Annotated in this window: 10 protein-coding genes; 7 read left to right on the forward strand and 3 right to left on the reverse strand. The window is 62.9% G+C overall.

What is annotated here, in order from left to right:
• Nucleotides 1–15 precede the first annotated feature (15 nt).
• From FJ936_RS17680 to FJ936_RS17690, 3 genes are all read left to right on the forward strand, one after another.
• Complete coding sequence (locus FJ936_RS17680; protein ID WP_140792955.1) at nucleotides 16–8,604, forward strand: glucoamylase family protein; 8,589 nt, start codon at nucleotides 16–18, stop codon at nucleotides 8,602–8,604.
• 371 nt (nucleotides 8,605–8,975) lie between these two features.
• On the forward strand, nucleotides 8,976–10,748 hold the full coding sequence (locus FJ936_RS17685) for a glucan ABC transporter ATP-binding protein/ permease (protein WP_015318303.1): 1,773 nt from the start codon (nucleotides 8,976–8,978) through the stop codon (nucleotides 10,746–10,748).
• Between the two features lie 104 nt (nucleotides 10,749–10,852).
• Nucleotides 10,853–11,614 carry a heme ABC transporter permease gene (locus FJ936_RS17690; RefSeq protein WP_140792953.1) on the forward strand — a complete coding sequence of 254 codons (762 nt, stop codon included), beginning with the start codon at nucleotides 10,853–10,855 and terminating at the stop codon, nucleotides 11,612–11,614.
• 3 nt (nucleotides 11,615–11,617) lie between these two features.
• Here the strand turns inward: FJ936_RS17690 and FJ936_RS17695 are convergent, their stop codons facing one another.
• A complete protein-coding gene (locus FJ936_RS17695) occupies nucleotides 11,618–12,676 on the reverse strand; it encodes a D-TA family PLP-dependent enzyme (protein WP_140792951.1) in 1,059 nt (352 codons plus the stop codon).
• Nucleotides 12,677–12,875: 199 nt separating this feature from the next.
• Here FJ936_RS17695 and FJ936_RS17700 point away from each other — a divergent pair, with 199 nt between their 5' ends.
• Both FJ936_RS17700 and FJ936_RS17705 read left to right on the forward strand, forming a co-directional pair.
• Nucleotides 12,876–13,562, forward strand: coding sequence for a D-lyxose/D-mannose family sugar isomerase (locus FJ936_RS17700; protein WP_015318300.1), 687 nt, complete (start codon nucleotides 12,876–12,878; stop codon nucleotides 13,560–13,562).
• 72 nt (nucleotides 13,563–13,634) lie between these two features.
• Nucleotides 13,635–14,036, forward strand: a complete 402-nt coding sequence (locus FJ936_RS17705) for a hypothetical protein (protein WP_140617099.1) — start codon at nucleotides 13,635–13,637, stop codon at nucleotides 14,034–14,036.
• A gap of 30 nt (nucleotides 14,037–14,066) precedes the next feature.
• On the opposite strand, the gene FJ936_RS17710 is transcribed toward FJ936_RS17705, so the two are convergent.
• On the reverse strand, nucleotides 14,067–15,749 hold the full coding sequence (locus FJ936_RS17710; protein ID WP_141906835.1) for a hypothetical protein: 1,683 nt from the start codon (nucleotides 15,747–15,749) through the stop codon (nucleotides 14,067–14,069).
• 132 nt (nucleotides 15,750–15,881) lie between these two features.
• Complete coding sequence (locus tag FJ936_RS17715) at nucleotides 15,882–16,514, reverse strand: hypothetical protein (RefSeq protein ID WP_140792945.1); 633 nt, start codon at nucleotides 16,512–16,514, stop codon at nucleotides 15,882–15,884.
• Nucleotides 16,515–16,864: 350 nt separating this feature from the next.
• Between FJ936_RS17715 and FJ936_RS17720 the strand changes: the two genes are divergently transcribed.
• The gene (locus FJ936_RS17720; protein WP_141906836.1) at nucleotides 16,865–17,347 is read left to right on the forward strand and encodes a YidB family protein; all 483 of its coding nucleotides are present in this window, start codon (nucleotides 16,865–16,867) and stop codon (nucleotides 17,345–17,347) included.
• A gap of 9 nt (nucleotides 17,348–17,356) precedes the next feature.
• The gene (locus FJ936_RS17725; protein WP_140661918.1) at nucleotides 17,357–17,833 is read left to right on the forward strand and encodes a hypothetical protein; all 477 of its coding nucleotides are present in this window, start codon (nucleotides 17,357–17,359) and stop codon (nucleotides 17,831–17,833) included.
• Nucleotides 17,834–18,057 lie beyond the last annotated feature (224 nt).

Genomic DNA, 18,057 nt, shown 5'->3' on the forward strand with positions numbered 1-18,057 from the left:
CTTACGGAATTTTCAATGAATATTCAGACGAACCCAGCCCAGATCGAGAAGACAAGCGCGAGCTTCCCGGCCATCACGGAAGAGCCGATACGATCGGTATTCCTGCCGGAGGAACGGCTCCGGCTGCTCGGCGAGAGCCTGGCCAAGGGCGATCTGACGGATCTGTTCGGCTTGATCCCGTTCGACTTCCAGGCCCGCATCCGTGACAGCGCCAAGAAGATCCTCGAAGTCTACCGGTCGACCAATGCCGCGCAGGGGAGGGGCGAAACCATCACGCCGGCCGCGCAGTGGCTGCTCGACAACAACTATCTGATCGAGGAAACCATTTTCCAGGTCAAACGCGACCTGCCGCGCCGCTTCTACCGGCAATTGCCAACGCTGAAACTGCCCGACGGCGGCACCGTGCCGCGCGCATTGGCTCTGGCCTGGACCTATGTCGCGCATTCCGACAGTTCCGTCTCGGCGACCATGTTCAAGTCCATCGTCCAGGGTTTTCAGTCGGTCGAGCCGCTGAAAATCGGCGAACTCTGGGCACTGCCGTCCCTTTTGCGCTTCGTGCTCATCGAAAACCTCCGCCGCCTGGCGGTCAGGGTCAACCGCACCCGCCAGATGCGCCAGATCGCCAACGACGTGGCCGATAAGGTGCTGGCGACCGACGACAATCCGGACCGGCAGGCGATCCTTGCCAATTTCAGCGCGCATGCACAGGACACCACCTTCGCCACTCAGCTGCTCTATCGCCTACGTGACGGATCGCAGAATGCCGGCAAGGCGCTGGAGTGGCTGGAAGGCGAACTCGAAAAGACCGGCTCGGATGCCGAGGAAATCATCATTTCCGAGCACCAGACGCTGTCCAGCGGCAATGTGACCACCGGCAACATCGTTCGCGGCCTGCGCCTCATCAACGACGTCGACTGGACGGTGTGGTTCGAAGGCGTCAGTCGCATCGATACCGTGCTGCGCGAGCGCACGGATTTCGCCGCGCTCGACTTCTTCTCCCGAGATCAATACCGCACCGCGATCGAGGAGCTGGCACGCCGCTCGAACCTGTCGGAGTACCGTGTCGCCGAAAAAGCCATCGAACTGGCCGGCCATGCTGTGGGTGAAACCGCCCCCGAGAGCGGCGAAGGGGTTGATGCCCAGGCAGCATCCGTTCACACCGATGTCGGTTTCTATCTCGTTGGCCCGCGTCGGCTGGAACTCGAAAAGACGATCGGTTATCGGCCCACGATCAGCCAGATCGTCAAGCGGACCTTCGCCAAGACCGGATGGCTTGGCATCGTCCTGCCCGTCTTCGCCCTGACCGTCCTGCTGCTCGTCCTGTCGGGCAACGCCCTTTCCAACCTCGGCCTGTCGGTGCCGTCGATCGTGCTGATGCTGGCTCTGTTTGCCGTGCCTGCCAGCGAAGGCGCGCTCGCTTTCTTCAACACCGTGGTCTCGCTCTTCCTCAAGCCGACACGCCTGATCGGCTATGACTACCGGCACGGCGTGCCGCCAGAGGCGCGCACCCTGGTGGTCGTGCCGTCCCTGATCGGCTCGCGTGACGATGTCGAGGAAAACATCCGCAACATCGAAGTGCATTACCTTGCCAATCTGGCGGACGAGATCCATTTCGCGCTGCTTTCGGATTGGCCCGACAGCAAGATCGAGATCGATGCGGCCGATACCGAGATCTTAGACTTCGCCCGTGCCGAAATCGCCCGCCTCAATGCGCGCTATCCCTCCGAAGGCGCGCCGCGCTTCTACATCCTGCACCGCCGCCGGCTCTACAATGCCGCTCAAGGGTCCTGGATGGGTTGGGAGCGCAAGCGCGGCAAACTGCACGAACTCGATCTCTTGCTGCGCGGCGACAGCGATACCACCTTCCTGCCGCTCGAAGTGCCGCTGCCGGAAAAAGTCGTCCATGTGATGACGCTCGACGCCGATACCCGCACCACCCGCGATGCGGTATCGAGCCTTGTCGGCAAGCTTTGCCATCCGCTCAACCGTCCGCATTTCGACGCCACCAGGCGCGTCGTCACCGCCGGCTATACCATCCTGCAGCCGCGCATCACCGCTTCGCTCACCAGCGGCGACGAAGCTTCGTTCTTCCAGCGCGTGTTCTCGGCCAATCGCGGCCTTGATCCTTATGTCTTCGCTGTTTCGGACCTCTATCAGGACGTCTTCAGCGACGGGTCCTTCACCGGCAAGGGTCTCTATCATGTCGATGCCTTCGAGGCCGCCTTGCAGGGCCGCATCGAGGAAAACACCATTCTCAGCCACGATCTGCTTGAAGGCGCGCTGGCGCGCGCCGCGCTGGTCACCGACGTCGAACTGGTCGAGGATTACCCGACCCGCTACTCCGTCGATGCCTCGCGCCACCATCGCTGGGCGCGCGGCGACTGGCAGCTTTTGGGATACATCTTCAACCCGCGCTCCGGCGTTCCGGCCCTGTCGCGCTGGAAGATGGTCGACAATCTGCGCCGCTCGCTGACGCCGATCTTCTGGGTGATGGCGGCGATCGCCGGCTGGACCTTGCTGCCCTTCACGCAGGCCGCGCAGTGGCAGGCCTTGCTGATCCTGAGCCTGTTCATGGCGCCGACCTTCGACGTCGTCAACGCCATCCTGCCCAAGAGCGGCGACCAGACGCCGCGTGGCCATTTCTCGGCGCTGGCGCGCGACGTCGCCTTCGGCACCGCCATGGTGGCGCTGAAGATCGTGCTGATGGCACATAACGCCTGGATGATGGGCGATGCCATCGTGCGCACGCTCTACCGGCTGTTCGTCAGCCGGCAGAACCTCCTGGAATGGCGCACCGCCTCGCAGGCGCACAAGGCCGGCGACAACGATGTCGGCTCCTATTACGGCATGATGTACGGCGCCGTGATCATCGGCTTTGTCGGCCTAGCCATTCCGGTGCTGGCCGATTCCACCGGTGCCTTCGTCGCCTTTTTCTTTGCCTTGTTCTGGATCGGCTCGCCGGCGATCGCCAGCTGGATCAGCCGCTCGGCTGAAACCGAGGATCGGCTGCGCATATCGCAAGCCGACATCCACACGCTGCGCACCGTGGCGCGCCGTACCTGGCATTATTTCGAGAGCTTCGTGACGGCAGAGCATCACAATCTGCCGCCGGACAATTTCCAGGAGAGCCCCGCGCCAGTCGTGGCGCCGCGCACCTCGCCGACCAATATCGGCGTCTACTTGCTCTCGGTCGTCTCGGCACGCGATTTCGGCTGGATCAGCCTGTCCGATGCCATCACCCGCATCGACGCCACCATGACCACCATCGAGAGTATGCCGCGCCATCGTGGCCATCTCTTCAACTGGTACGACACCACGACGCTCAAGCCGCTCTATCCGCTCTACATCTCGGCTGTCGACAGCGGCAATCTCGCCGGCCACCTGGTGGCGGTGGCGGCTGCCTGCGCCGAATGGGCGGAAGCCCCGTCCGTCCACTTGCAGGGCGATTTCGAGGGTATCCTCGATACGGTGACCATCCTGAGCGAAAGCCTCGATGAACTGCCCGACGACCGCCGTCAGTTGCGCCCGTTGCGCCAACGCCTTGTCGATCGCCTCGACGGCATGCGTCGCGCGGTTGAGACGATCAAGGCACAGCCGGAAATGGCCTCCATCCGCACCATCAACCTGGCGGTGCTGGCCGGCGAAATCCGCAAGCTCGCCACCGCCATTCACACCGAAGCCGCATCGCCGCAAAGCGACGTCATCGTCGACTGGACGGCACGGCTCGAAACCACCTGCGAGGCGCACGTCCACGACGCCCACAGCGACGAGAACGCCGTCGAGGCTCTGCGTGCCAAGCTGCTCACCTTGCGCGAGCGCACCCGTCGTTTCGCCTTCGAGATGGAGTTCGCCTTCCTGATGCGGCCGGAGCGCAAGCTTTTGTCGATCGGCTACCGGGTCGAGGAACATCAGCTCGACGAAAGCTGCTACGACCTTCTCGCCTCCGAGGCGCGGCTGACCAGCCTGTTCGCCATCGCCAAGGGCGATCTGCCGACCGAACATTGGTTCAGGCTTGGCCGCCCGATCGTCGAGATCGGCTTCCAGGGCGCGCTGATGTCGTGGTCCGGCTCGATGTTCGAATATCTGATGCCGCCGCTGGTGATGAAGGAGCCGCAAGGCTCGATCCTCAACCAGACGAGCAAGCTGATCATCAAGCGCCAGATGCAGTATGGCCGGCAGAAGAATGTGCCGTGGGGCATTTCGGAAGCGGCCTACAACGCCCGCGACCGGGAACTGACCTATCAGTACACCAATTTCGGCGTGCCGGGGCTTGGGCTGAAGCGTGGCCTTGGCCAGAACACGGTGATTGCGCCTTACGCGACCATCATGGCGGCGCAGTTCAACCCGCGCGAAGCGGTGCAGAATCTGACCCGGCTGCGCGAGATCGGCGCGCTTGGCCGTCATGGCTATTACGATGCGGTCGACTTCACGCCGCAGCGCGTACCGGAAGGCACCAACCACGCGGTCGTGCTGAACTACTATGCCCACCATTCGGGCATGTCGATCGCCGCCGTCGCCGACGCCATCTTCGAAGGTCGCCTGCGCGATCGCTTCCACAGCGATCCGGTCATTGAATCGGCCGAATTGCTGCTGCAGGAGAGGGCGCCGCGCGACATTCCGACCGCCACCGTCCGCACCGAGGCCGACGAGCGCTCCAAGGACGAGACCGAGACCGAGAGTCCTGACACCCGCATCGTGCTCGATCCCGCGCGAGCGCTGCGTTCGACCAATGTGATGTCGAATGGCCGCTATTCGGTGATGGTGACCGCGACCGGCTCCGGCTACAGCCGCTGGGGCGATCTTTCCGTCACCCGCTGGCAGCCCGATCCGGTCGAGGATCGGCTTGGCTCCTACATCTTCCTGCGCGATGCCGCCACTGGCGACTGGTGGTCCGCGACTTCGGAACCCAGGCGCGCGGCCGAGGAAAAGACGCAGGCCCTGTTTTCCGATGACAAGGCGAGCTTCGTGAAGCTGGTCGGCACGCTGCGCTCCGAAGTGGAGTGCATCGTCATCTCCGAGGGCAATGGCGAAGGCCGTCGCATCACGCTCTACAACGAGAGCACATCCGACCGTCACATCGAGGTGACGTCTTTTGCAGAACTGGTCCTGGGTTCGGAAGCTTCCGACAACGCGCATCCGGCCTTCTCGAAAATGTTCGTGGAAACGGAAATCGCCGCCAACAACGGCGCGATCTTTGCCACGCGCCGCAAGCGTGAAACCAGCGAACCGGATGTGACGCTGGTGCATTTCGTCACCGATCCGTCGGGACCGGCGCGTGACGCCGAGGCCGAGACCGACAGGCGCGCCTTCATCGGCCGTGGCCGCACCATCGTCGATGCCGCCGCCTTCGATCCAGGCGCCAGGCTTGGCGGCCATTCCGGCTTCACGCTCGATCCCATCGCCTCGCTGCGTCGTCAGGTGCGCGTGCCCGCCAACAAGAAAGTATCGCTGACCTTCTGGACCGTCGTCGGGGCAAACCGTGCCGAGCTGGAGGAGGCGATAAGCCGGCTAGACCATCAGGAGAGCTTTGCCCGGCAGGCGATGCTTGCCTGGACGCGTAGCCAGGTGCAGACCCGCCATATGGGCCTCAGTCTGACCGACGCGGCCAATGTGCAGAAACTGGCGCGCTATCTGATCTATCCCGACCCGTTTTTGCGGCTGCCGGCCGAGTCCATCGCTTCCGGGTTAGGCAAGCAGTCGAGCCTGTGGCCGACCAGTATTTCGGGCGATTACCCGATCTTCCTGGTCAGGATCGGCGACGTTGCCGATCTTGAGATCGTTGCCCAGGCGTTGCGCTTCCAGGAATATATGCGCACCCGCGGCATGATGATCGACTTCGTTGTCGTCAACGAGCAGGCTTCCTCCTATGTCCAGGATCTGCAGCGCGCGGTCGAGACGCTGTGCGAAAACAGCCGCTTGCGCGGCAAGGAACTCGGACCCCGCCAGCACATTTTCGCGGTCCGCCGCGACCTGATGGAGGAAACCACCTACAAGACGCTGCTCGCCGTCGCCCGGGTTGTGCTGCATACACGTAACGGCACCATCTTCGACCAGATCGAACGGGCCGAGGCGGCCGCGCTGCAGGCGCGCGATGGCCTGCAGCCGGCAGGATTGCCGGGTTCGCGCGAAATCGCGGCGCTCGCACCGCAGATGCATGCATTTGCCCCGCAGGCTGTGGCCGACGTCAGCGCCGATGGCTCCGGCCTTAGCCTGTGGAATGGTTTCGGTGGCTTCGACGGCGACGGGCGGCACTATGTGGTGCGCCTGGCCGGCCGGCGCACGACGCCGCAACCCTGGATCAACGTCGTCTCCAACGCGTCGTTCGGCTTCCACACCTCGGCCGAGGGAGCGGCCTTCACCTGGAGCCGCAACAGCCGCGATTACCAGCTGACGCCATGGTCGAATGATCCGGTGTCCAACCGGCCGGGCGAGGGCGTCTATATTTACGACCAGGCCAGCGGCAAGGCGTTCTCTCCGCTCGCAGCGGTGGTGCGCGATCCCTCGATGACCTACGAGGCCTGGCATGGCCAGGGCTTCTCGACCTTCCGCTCGAAGCGCGGACCGTTGTCGATGGACCTGACCAATGTCGTCGATCCCATCGATCCGGTGAAGATCACGCGGCTGCGCATCCAGAATTCCGGCCCGGTACCGGCTCGGCTGCGTGTCTATGCTTACGCCGAATGGGTGCTTGGCGGGCATCGGTCGCGCACCGCGGCAACCATAGTGCCGTCCCGCGATGGAGCCACCGGCGCGTTGCTGGCGCAAAATCCCTACGGGCTCGATTTCAGCGAGCGGGTGGCCTTCCTCGCCGCCGACACCGGCGTCCACTCGGTGACGTCAGACCGGGCCGAATTCCTCGGCCGGCACGGGTCCAGCGAGCTGCCACAGGCGGTGCTGAGCGGTTCGGCCCTGTCGGGTCGCGTCGAGGCCGGAGATGATCCTTGCGCGGCGATCGCTCGCGACGTCGAGATTCCGGCCGGCGCCGACGTCACACTTATCTGGCTGCTCGGCGATGCCGATTCCGCGGCGCAGGCGAGCGCGTTGGTGCAGACGCACCGGGGCAAGGACTTCGACCAGCGCCTGGCCGACAATGAGCGCGAATGGCGCGCCTTCCTCGACACCATCCAGGTCGAGACGCCGGACAAGGCACTCGATGCCATGGTCAATCACTGGCTGCCCTATCAGAGCCTTGCCTGCCGCATCCGCGCCCGCTCGGCCTTCTACCAGGCAAGCGGCGCCTTCGGCTTCCGCGACCAGTTGCAGGACACGCTCGCCTTGCTGGCGCACGACCCGACGCTGGCGCGCGACCAGATCCTCAACGCCGCGCGGCGGCAGTTCCCGGAGGGCGACGTGCAGCATTGGTGGCTGCCGCGGACCGGCGCCGGCGTGCGTACCCTGATCTCCGACGACGTGGTGTGGCTCGCCCACGCCACGTCCCGCTATCTCATGGTGACCGGCGACGCCGCCATCCTGAAGGAGCAACTGCCTTTCCTCGATGGACAGGCGCTGGGTGAAGGCGAGCACGACGCCTTCTTCACCCCGGAAATCTCGAAGAAGACGGTGTCGCTCTACGACCACTGCGCGCGAGCGCTCGACCTTGCCATCAAGCGCAGCAGTCCAGCCGGCCTGCCGCTGATCCTTGGCGGCGACTGGAACGACGGCATGAACCGCGTCGGCGAACACGGCAAGGGCGAGAGCGTGTGGCTGGGTTGGTTCCTGTTGAAGACGCTGGGCGACTTCGCCGCGGTCGCCAAGACCGAGGGCGACACCAAGCGCGCACAGGCCTGGGCAAAGCATGCCGACGCGCTGAAGCGGGCACTCGAAAGCACGGCATGGGACGGCGAATGGTACCGGCGCGGCAGTTTCGATGACGGTACGCCTTTGGGCTCGCGTACATCGCAGGAGTGCAAGATCGACTCCATCGCCCAGTCCTGGAGCGTGCTGTCGGGCGAGGGCGACCCGGCGCGGTCGACCACGGCCATGCAGCAGGCGACGAAGCTGCTCGTCGACGACCGTCTCAAGATCGTCAAACTGTTCACGCCACCCTTCTCGAAGACACAGAAGGACCCCGGCTACATCAAGAGCTATCCGCCTGGCGTGCGCGAGAATGGCGGCCAGTATACCCATGCGGCGACGTGGTTCGTCATTGCGCTGGCCGAGATGGGGCAGACCGATGAAGCTTATCGCTGCTTCTCGATGCTGAATCCGGTCAACCACGCGTTCGACGAGGCCTCGGCCGAGCACTACCGGGTCGAGCCCTACGTGGTGGCGGCCGATATCTACGCCGGGGACGACAAGGGAGGTCGCGGCGGCTGGACCTGGTACACCGGGTCGGCGGGCTGGCTTTACCGGGCGGCGGTCGAAGGCATCCTGGGCATCGAACGGCGCGGCAAGCAGATCACATTCCGGCCGAAGCTGCCCAGCCACTGGGATGGCTACCAGGCTTCACTCAAGATGCTGGGCGCCGAGATCAAGGTCCAGGTCATTCGCGACAAAAAGGCCAAGACGATCTCGCTCGAAGTCAATGGTTCGAAGACAAAATCGACGTCCTTCGCACCCAAAGCTGGTGACCAGACCGAGGTCGTGGTCAAGATACCGGCATGAAATCAGCCATTTAGTGATTAGATCGCGCGTCCTCCGGGACGCGCGACGCCGTGCATTGTTTACTTGCGCGCGGGGTGCCGACGACGTTGGCCAGCCGCCCGGGCGAAGTCATGCCGGCCTGCCGTGATTAAAAATGTGGCACAGCTCGACCACTGCCATGATTTTGCCGCAAGGCTGACATTTCACCTTTTATCTCAAACTGTTAGGTGATCACGCCAGATTTCGTATCGTCGTCATCTTTTGTTCGCTAAATGGGAACGGAAGAGATAGACGGGCATTGTTTTGCGACGCATCAACCGTTACGTGTCAGGAAATGGTGCGGTGCACAATATTGGTATTGGGCACAATAGAACGTTGGCGGAGTAGCTGAAGTGTCACTTCTGCAGATCTATTGGAGAGCGCTGGGGTATCTGGCTGCCGACAAGAAGCGCGTCGCGCTGATCTGTTCGGCCAACGTCGCTCTTGCAGCCATCGCGATCCTTGAGCCGATCATGTTCGGCCGGGTCATCGACGCGATTTCCGCGCACGGTTCGGTTTTCTCCACGCTCGCCGTGTGGGCCGGCCTCGGCGCCTTCAATGTCATGGCTTTCGTCCTGGTAGCGCGCGGCGCCGACCGGTTCGCGCACGCCCGGCGCAGCGAAGTGCTCTGTCAGTCGTTCGAGCGCGTCATCACCATGCCGCTCGCCTGGCATCATCAGCGTGGCACCTCGAATGCCCTCCACACGCTGCTGCGCGCCGTCGAGACGCTGTTCAGCCTCTGGCTCGAATTCATGCGCCAGCATTTGTCGACCGCTGTCGCGCTCGTTCTGCTGGTTCCCACGGCGCTCAGCATGGATGTGCGCATGTCGATGGTTCTCCTCGTGCTCGGCGTGCTCTATGTCGGCATCGGCCGCCTGGTGATGAAGCGCACCAAGGAAGGCCAGGCCGCGGTCGAGCGCCACTATCACAAGGTGTTCGCGCATGTGACGGACTCGGTGAGCAACGTCGCCGTGCTGCAGAGCTACAACCGTCTCGGTTACGAAGCCGAGGCGCTGCGCGGCTACGTCAAGAACCTGCTCGACGCGCAGAACCCGGTGCTCGACTGGTGGGCTATCGCCAATGCGCTCAATCGGCTGTCGTCGACGATCTCGATGATGGTGGTGCTTCTGATCGGCGCTTATCTGGTCACTCATGGCCAGCTGCGCATCGGTGACGTCATCGCCTTCACCGGCTTCGCCACGCTGCTGATCTCACGGCTCGACCAGATGTCGGCTTTCGCGAACCAGATTTCGGAAGCTCGCGCCAAGCTCGAGGATTTCTACAAGCTCGAGGACTCGGCCGCCGATACCGCCGAGCCGGATGGTCTGCGCGACCTTGCCAACGTCACCGGCCATGTTCGTTTCGAGGATGTCAGCTTCGAGTTCGCCAATTCGGGGCAGGGCGTCAGCGACGTGTCCTTCGAGGTGCAGGCCGGCCAGACCGTCGCCATCGTCGGACCGACGGGTGCGGGCAAGACCACGCTCATCAACTTGCTGCAGCGCGTCTTCTCGCCGTCCAGTGGCCGTATCCTGATCGACGGCATCGATACCCGCACGGTGACGCGCAAGTCGCTGCGCCATTCGATCGCCACCGTGTTCCAGGACGCCGGGCTTTTGAACCGCTCGATCGAGGACAACATCCGCGTCGGCCGCGCCGATGCGACCAACGACGAGATCCATGCCGCCGCCACCGCGGCCGCGGCGCAGGATTTCATCCTAGCCAAGAGCAATGGCTACGACACGGTGGTCGGCGAACGTGGCGGCCAGCTCTCGGGCGGCGAGCGCCAGCGCATCGCCATTGCCCGTGCCGTGCTGAAGGATGCCCCGATCCTGGTGCTCGACGAGGCGACCAGCGCACTCGACGTCGAGACCGAGGACCGCGTCAAGGAAGCGATCGACGAATTGCGCCGCGACCGCACCACTTTCATCATCGCCCACCGCCTGACCACCGTCCGCGACGCCGATCTGGTCGTGTTCATGGACAAGGGCAGGGTGGTCGAGATGGGTGGCTTTGCCGAACTGTCGCTGCGCAACGGCCGCTTCGCCAGCCTGCTGCGCGCCGGCGGCCTGCTCAACGACGAGGAAGTCCGGCGCCTCAGCCGGTCGGTGCAGGGCGAGGCCGCCTGAGCCGTTAACGGTTCCGCCTTCTCCCGAACGGGAGGAGGCAAGACCAGAGCTGCGACACCGCCGCTCGATTGCCCCAAACGCATCGGCGGTCTATGTAAAGTCGCATGAGTGACATCACCTCACGCCTGAGCGGCTTGACCGATCTCGCCAATCCAACGCGGTTCGTCGGGCTTGCAGACAAGCTTGTGCCGTGGCTGGCGGCGCTCGCCGCGCTCACCCTCGCGATTGGCCTCTATATGAGCTTCACCGCGCCCGAGGATTTCCAGCAGGGTATCACCGTTCGCATCATGTACATCCACGTGCCTTTCGCCTGGCTCGCCATGATGTGCTACACGCTGATGGCGGTCTCCGCGCTTGGCACGCTGGTCTGGCGCCATCCGCTGGCCGATGTCGCGCTGAAATCGGCAGCACCGATTGGAGCGGTGTTCACCGCGCTGGCGCTGATCACCGGTTCGATCTGGGGCAAGCCGATGTGGGGCACCTGGTGGGTGTGGGACGCCCGCCTGACTTCTGTCTTCGTGCTGTTCCTGATGTATCTCGGCATCATCGCGCTGACCCGTGCGCTGGATGATGCCAGCCGCGCCGCCTGGGCCGCCGCTATCATCACGCTGGTCGGCTTCATCAATATCCCGATCATCAAATTCTCGGTCGACTGGTGGAACACGCTGCACCAGCCTGCCTCGGTGTTCCGGCTCGGCGGCCCGACCATCGACCCGAGCCTGCTCTGGCCTCTGCTGGTGATGGCTGGCGGGTTTACCGTGCTGTTCTTCGCGCTGCACCTGATGGCAATGCGCACCGAAATCCGCCGCCGCCGGGTGATAGCCATGCGGCGGGTGGCAGCGCGGCAGGCGGAGCGTCCGGTCTAAACCTCATGTCATCAGCCCGCGAGCCGCCACTGGCAGCGTTTCGAGAACCTTCTCGCCGTCTATCAGATTGACCTCGTTGAACAGGTTGGTGACGACGCAGCAGTGGTCCGGCACCACGCGCACGCGTTCGCCAATGCGCAGCCTGCCGTCGCCGGAAAGCGTGACCGTGCCGTGCTCCTCGCTCAGCCCCGTCACCCGCGCTCCGGGGACGCCCATCAACTCTCCAAAATCCTTTAGCCCTAGCGTATCGCTGGACAGGGCCTTGCTGCCGCTATCGAGAATGGCGCGCGTCGCTGTCGGATGGCTGACCACGGTCGCAAGCACCGTCAGCGCGCAATCGTCCAACGTGCCAGCGCCTTTGGCGACCTGGTAGCGATCGAGATAAATGTAGGTTCCCGGGCGATACTCCGTGACGACGGATGCGTCGACGGAGCGCCACATATCAGGCGTGCCGCCGCTGGAGATGCGCTCGCAGGCAAGCCCCGAGGCAGCCAGCGCCTGCTTGGCGTCTGCAAGCCAGGCTTCGGCTTCAGCCGCGCGGCCGGCGGCCGGATAGGTCATCAGTCCGCCGAAGGTGAGGCCACCAGCCTTGTCGATCAGCCTTGCCAGCGCCACCGCTTCATTGGCTGTCTGCACGCCGCAGCGACCCATGCCGGTGTCGCATTCGACCAGCACGGACAGAGGATGGCCGGCATCGGTGAAAGCTGCCGCGAGCCCTTCCAGCGTGTCCATGCTGTCGGCCGTGACCGACAGGGTCACGCGGCCATGCAGCGCCTTCAGCCGCTCGAGCTTGGCGCGCCCCAGGATGTTGTAGGGAAGAAATATATCGGTCAGCCCGGCGTCGGCCATTACCTCGGCCTCGCCGATCTTCTGGCACGTGATGCCGACGGCGCCTGCCGCCATTTGCTTCTTCGCCCAATAAGGCAGCTTGTGCGTCTTGATGTGCGGCCTGAGCTTCAGTCCGTTCTTGTCGGCATGAGCCTGTGCACGAGCAATGTTGGCTTCGGCGCGTGCGACGTCGATCAGGATCGAAGGCGTATCGAGGTCATGGATGGTCGGCATCGGCTATCCCTGTGCAATTCGCAAGGGGTTATGAGCCTCAAAGCAAGCGATGTCACGCGGCCAGCGGGCCGCGATCTGTTGGCCATGACTGGCGCGCGAAAGGCTCGAACAGGCAGGGCTCGATCAGGCAAGGTGGATCGACACCGCACCGGCGTTCGGCTATGCGATTGTCGGAAAAATCGACACGAGGGTCATCATCATGAAACGCTCCGCCATCAACGACATCATCCGCGAAGCCGACGCTTTCATCCGCTCGTTCGGCTATATCATGCCGCCCTTCGCCTACTGGTCGCCGGAAGAGATGAAGGCGCGCCAGGTCGATTCCTCGGCCATCTTCACCTCGCGGCTCGGCTGGGACATCACCGACTACGGCCAGGGCAAGTTCGACGATCTCGGCCTGTTCCTTTTCACCGTTCGCAACGGCCGCTACGAGGACATGAAGAAGGGCATGGGCATGCTCTATGCCGAGAAGATCATGATTTCGCGCAAGGAGCAGATGTCGCCGATGCACCGCCACAACATCAAGGCCGAGGACATCATCAACCGCGGCGGCGGCAAGCTGGTGCTTGAACTGTTCATGCATGATCGCGACGGCGGCATCGACCCCAAGGCCGAAGTATCGGTGCCGGTCGACGGAACCATCCACAGGCTGCCGGCGGGCGGACTGTTGAAGCTTGATCCGGGCCAAAGCGTCACGCTCTTGCCCGGCGTCTGGCACGCCTTCTGGGCCGAGGGCAAGGATGTCCTGATCGGCGAGGTGTCGACCGTCAATGACGATCGCACGGACAACGTCTTCCGCGAGCCGATCGGCCGTTTCGCCGATATCGAGGAAGACACACCGCCGTTGCATCTATTGGTGGCCGACTATGACAAATGGCTGGGCTGACGGCATCCGTCCTCAACCCCGCTTTGACCCCGATTTGCGGGGCCAGCACCCAAGCCCGAGGAGAAATAAGTCTTGAAATCAGCTCTGGTTCTAGCCATTGCCGCCTTGGCGGCGCTCAGTTTCGGTATGCCGGTCCAGGCGGCGGGCTTCACCAATATCGTCCTTTCCGCGACGAAGGACGGGGGAACGCCTCAGAGCAACTTCCCTGTCGAGACACCGGTGATCTACGTCTCGGCTGACCTTGTGGATATCGCGCCAACCTCGAAAATCACATTCTCCTGGGTTTCGGTTGATTCCCACGGTGCCGCGCCGGAAAACTATACGATCGACAAGGTCGACCTCGACGTAGGAGCCAACAATCAGGCTGATTCACAACTCACCAAACCAACGGCGGGATGGCCGGAGGGCACCTATCGGGTTGATTTGGCCATTGATGGAACGGTTGCTGAATCGGTACCCTTCAGCATTCCATGATTGAACTGCCCGGGAAGGGTGCGATGGGCATCAAGGACAACAGCTGAGTGCCGATTGCACGCCCGTCCGGCACAGGCACGATGAGCTGATCGGCACATCGGCCTTGGCCAGCGCCGTAGCGAGTTTTGCCTGCAGTACAGGCAGCTCTTGGCTCTCGCAGCGCCCCAAACATTCCACCAGCCCGTGCAGCGCCCAGACATTGTCCGGGTGCTGGGCGCAGCGCTGCACATTGCCGCTCAGGCCGAGATCGTCGCGATAGACCTGCTCCGCCTCTTGCGCGTGGCCCTGGTCGAGAAGCAGCGCCGCCAGCGCATGGCGCGGCGGGTGCATCCATGCCCAGGGCTCGGTGTAGGACAGATTGTCGTCCAGCTCGACCGCTTGCCTGAGATGGCCATAGGCCTGCTCGTGCCGGCCCTGATGGTAGGCAAGCTCGCCGTCGAGCAAGGCGGCACCGACGGCAAGCGAGGCGCGGGCCGGGTTGCTGAGAAAACGCCGCTCGGCTGGAATGCCTTCGAGATGCTGGTGGAAGCGTTCACGCTCGCGCTCGGCGTCGGTGAATTGCCTCAGCGTCGCATGCGCCACGCCCTTGGCATAATGCTGCATGGCCGCGGTCAGCACATAGAGGCCGGGCTCTTCGGTTGCCGGCTCGTCGATGATTTCCCGCCAGCGACCGAAGCGCACCAGCACGTGCGATTTCATCGCATGATAGCCTTCCACGGTCTGGGTGAGTTTGGGCCGATCCTGGATGGCGACCACGTCACGCGTCACCAGGCTGCGCACCTTGTCGGCGGCCCACAGCGCCGGCTGGTACTGGCCCGACAACATGCAGGTGAACATCATCAGGTGCAGATCGTGGCAGCAGCCGAGGAGATAATAGGTCGGTTCATTGGCGTAGGCGATATAAAGGTCGTTGGCCCGAACCGCCTTTTCGCTGGCGAGCTTCGCCTTCTCATACTCGCCGCACAGCACATAGATATGCCCCGGCATGTGGTTCATGTGCCCGGCATCGGGGCACATCTCGCCGAGCAGATCGGCCGAGCGCATGCCGCGCTCCGGCTGGGTCGACATTTCCAGCAGATGGATGTGCAGGTGGACGATCGCCGGATGCTGGGCGGTGCCGGCCTCGTCTGCGAGCAGGATTGACCGCTCGCAAACCTCCAGCGCTTCGACGACGTCGGAATTCGGCGCCGGTTCACCGGTCTTGAGATTCCACAGGCGCCGCACCGTGCGCATCATCAGCGCCTCGACGAGAAGCGCCATCACATCATGATCGTCGGGAAAATTCTGATAGACCCGCCGCATCGCGGCGGCATAGGCGTCGTTCCATTGCTCGAATTCCTGTGGCGTCACCCGGTGCGGTTTCCGGAAGCGGCAGGCCAACGCCTCGATCAATTGTCTTTCGACCTCGCTCGCTGCAGCCGCACTGGCGCGCGCGAGCTGGACATGCTCGAAGCAACGCTTCGTCGCGCTGTTTGCCTCGGCCTCGCCATGCTCCTTCCAGGTCAGATTGTAGAAAGGCCCGGCTGCATAGGCGATGCCCCAATGAACCATCGGGCAGTCCGGATCGGTCTCCAGCGCCATCTCAAAGCACTTGATGCCTTCCTCATGGTTGAAGCCGTAGCACCAGTTCAGAGCGATATCGAACCAGCGCTGGGTCTCGGTGGAGCGGGTGGAGATCGGGCGGCGGTAAGCGCCGAGATTGAAGCGATCCATGGGTCTCATTCAAGTTCGGTTCGCCGCGAGCCAAGCCCTGGCCAGATTCTTCGCCATCAATGTGTTCCGAAATTCGTAGCCATGGCAACACCATGGTTTTGGGGTGAATGTGAAGAGCGGCAGCGTGCCGTTCTAGTCGGTTGCCTCGGGCGCCGCTTCGTCTTGCCAGCCGCCTAACTCCGGCAGGTCGTCAAGCCAACTTTTCTCGGTCATTACGGCATCGCCGGCCCGCGGTGCGGCCTCGGTGGCGTTTTGAATCAGCCAATCCACCCACTTCCGATAGGCAACCGGGTCCATCCGGGGCGGCAGCACCTTGGCCTTCAGCAGCATCCTCTTGCGGAAGCTGGTTTGCCTGCGCAGTTTGGTCGTCGTGAACTTGATTGCCTTGCCTTGGTATTCAACCGTCCAGCGGTCGCCCTCATGACCGACAAGCCTGTCTACGGCGAAACCGGCATCGACCGGTCTCTCCCGCCAGGGAAGCTCGATGGCGTTCCTCCTCAGATCGAGAGCCCATCGCCTGAAGTTGGCCCCGGGACGCTGGGGCGGCAGCACGCCGGCCTGTTCGAGCATCTTCCGTCGGAAGGTAGGCTGCTTCTTGAACTGACCGGTCGTCAGCTCGATGCGATGTCCACGGAATTCGACATGCCAGCGGATCCTCCCATTGCCGACATACTTCACCAGCCTGTCGATAAAGAACTCGCCATCGGCAAGCACCACGCAGCCCTGTTTGATGCCTTCGACAATGAACTCGGTGTCAGTGACCATCAGGCGGCCTTGCAGGATTTGTTCGCGAAGCGTGGCGACAGCGATGTGCCGGATTTATGCACCAGAAAAGTGTTCCGGTTCCGATTTTCGCTAAGTGACCATTTTCATCGAAAAATGCTTGGCTGGGGTTCCTTGAAGCTTTTCGAACTTTCTGGGTCGCGCCTCAGCCTGAATTGCGGGTGCTTATGGACAAAGTAGGATACTAGATTCGGGTTTGTGAGGCATCGACTTCCTGGCGCGTTGCCCACCTCATGTGCACGTCCGGAGGTATCCACCTGAGGTTTGGTGGCCAATGCGGAACTTTTGGCAGGCCGAGAGCTTCTCCAAGCTCGAGACCACAGGAGGAACGAGTGGCCAATCTTGGAAGACTTGCGATCGCTATGCTGGGGGTCTTGGCTTATCAAAACCGCGACAGGATCGCAGAGATGATCCGTGGAGCGGGAGAGCGCGATGCAAACAATCCGCAAGGGGGGATACTGGACCAGGTGTCCAGGGGCGTTGCCGGCACCGCGGTTGGCGATATTCTCGACCGTTTTAAAAATGCAGGTGCTGGCCCGAAGGTGGACTCCTGGGTTGGCACCGGGCCGAACGAGCCGATCGAGCCTCATGAGGTGGAAAAGGCTATTGACGCGCAGACGCTGGAGGCACTTTCAACGCAGACTGGCCTCTCGCGCGAGGAGCTCATTGCGAGGATCACCAGGGATCTGCCGGACGCCGTTAACCAGATGACCCCAAACGGCAAGCTGCCAGCAGATCACCGAACGAACGACTCGGTCGAGCCGACCCTACTAGACGACGTGCCACGGACAGGGAGCGGGACGCCGAAGCAATAGGAACAGGCTATGAGATATGGTCCCCATATTCTGCTGAGTTTACTTGTCACCATGGTGCCCACGTCGCTGCTCGGTGCTCAGGGATGGCAGGGCTTCGGGATCAAACATCTCGGCTTCGTGTTCGATGTCCCCCCGGGGTTTGTACTTACCCAGCGCTCCGACCAAGGGGCAGCCTTCGAGGGCAAAAACAAAGCGTTTCTCGCAGTATGGGGGGCGCAACTCGGTAAGGCGAGTTTTCGCACCGAGATAGAGCATCGCATGGCAGTGAATGAGCACGACGGCTGGAGGTTGACCTATAAGCGAGTGACGCCGCAATGGGCCAGCTATTCTGGGCTGAAGGACGGCCAGATACTGTATGTCCGGGCCGTCAAAGTATGCGACGGCCGCGCGGCATTGTTTACGGCCACCTATAGTCGTGACGAAAAGCTCCCCTACGATCCCATTGTCGTTCGCATGGTAAGATCGCTAAGGGCCGATGGTTGTTAACCAAGCTGTATACGACCCGGCTGGATGGCGCTGCTTGCATGTCCTGCTGGTAGGGCATCGCATCGATCTCCAGAGGCCAGTCCGATCAAAGCGACGTCAACGGTTCTACGCCTCCTGGTTGTCCACGCTTGAGAGTCACGGCCCTGGACGCGACCGCTCGCCGGCGAGGCCCTTCGCTGCCGGCATCCGTCGAGACGGGTACGCGTGAGCACGGCATCGAAGCT

This window comes from Mesorhizobium sp. B2-4-13 (assembly GCF_006658535.1).
Taxonomy (GTDB): domain Bacteria; phylum Pseudomonadota; class Alphaproteobacteria; order Rhizobiales; family Rhizobiaceae; genus Mesorhizobium; species Mesorhizobium australicum.

Coding starts and splice junctions, on each gene's coding strand:
- FJ936_RS17680 (WP_140792955.1), top strand. CDS start 16: ATGAATATTCAGACGAACCCAGCCCAGATCGAGAAGACAAGCGCGAGC.
- FJ936_RS17710 (WP_141906835.1), bottom strand. CDS start 15,749: ATGGATCGCTTCAATCTCGGCGCTTACCGCCGCCCGATCTCCACCCGC.
- FJ936_RS17725 (WP_140661918.1), top strand. CDS start 17,357: ATGAGATATGGTCCCCATATTCTGCTGAGTTTACTTGTCACCATGGTG.
- FJ936_RS17700 (WP_015318300.1), top strand. CDS start 12,876: ATGAAACGCTCCGCCATCAACGACATCATCCGCGAAGCCGACGCTTTC.
- FJ936_RS17690 (WP_140792953.1), top strand. CDS start 10,853: ATGAGTGACATCACCTCACGCCTGAGCGGCTTGACCGATCTCGCCAAT.
- FJ936_RS17695 (WP_140792951.1), bottom strand. CDS start 12,676: ATGCCGACCATCCATGACCTCGATACGCCTTCGATCCTGATCGACGTC.
- FJ936_RS17715 (WP_140792945.1), bottom strand. CDS start 16,514: ATGGTCACTGACACCGAGTTCATTGTCGAAGGCATCAAACAGGGCTGC.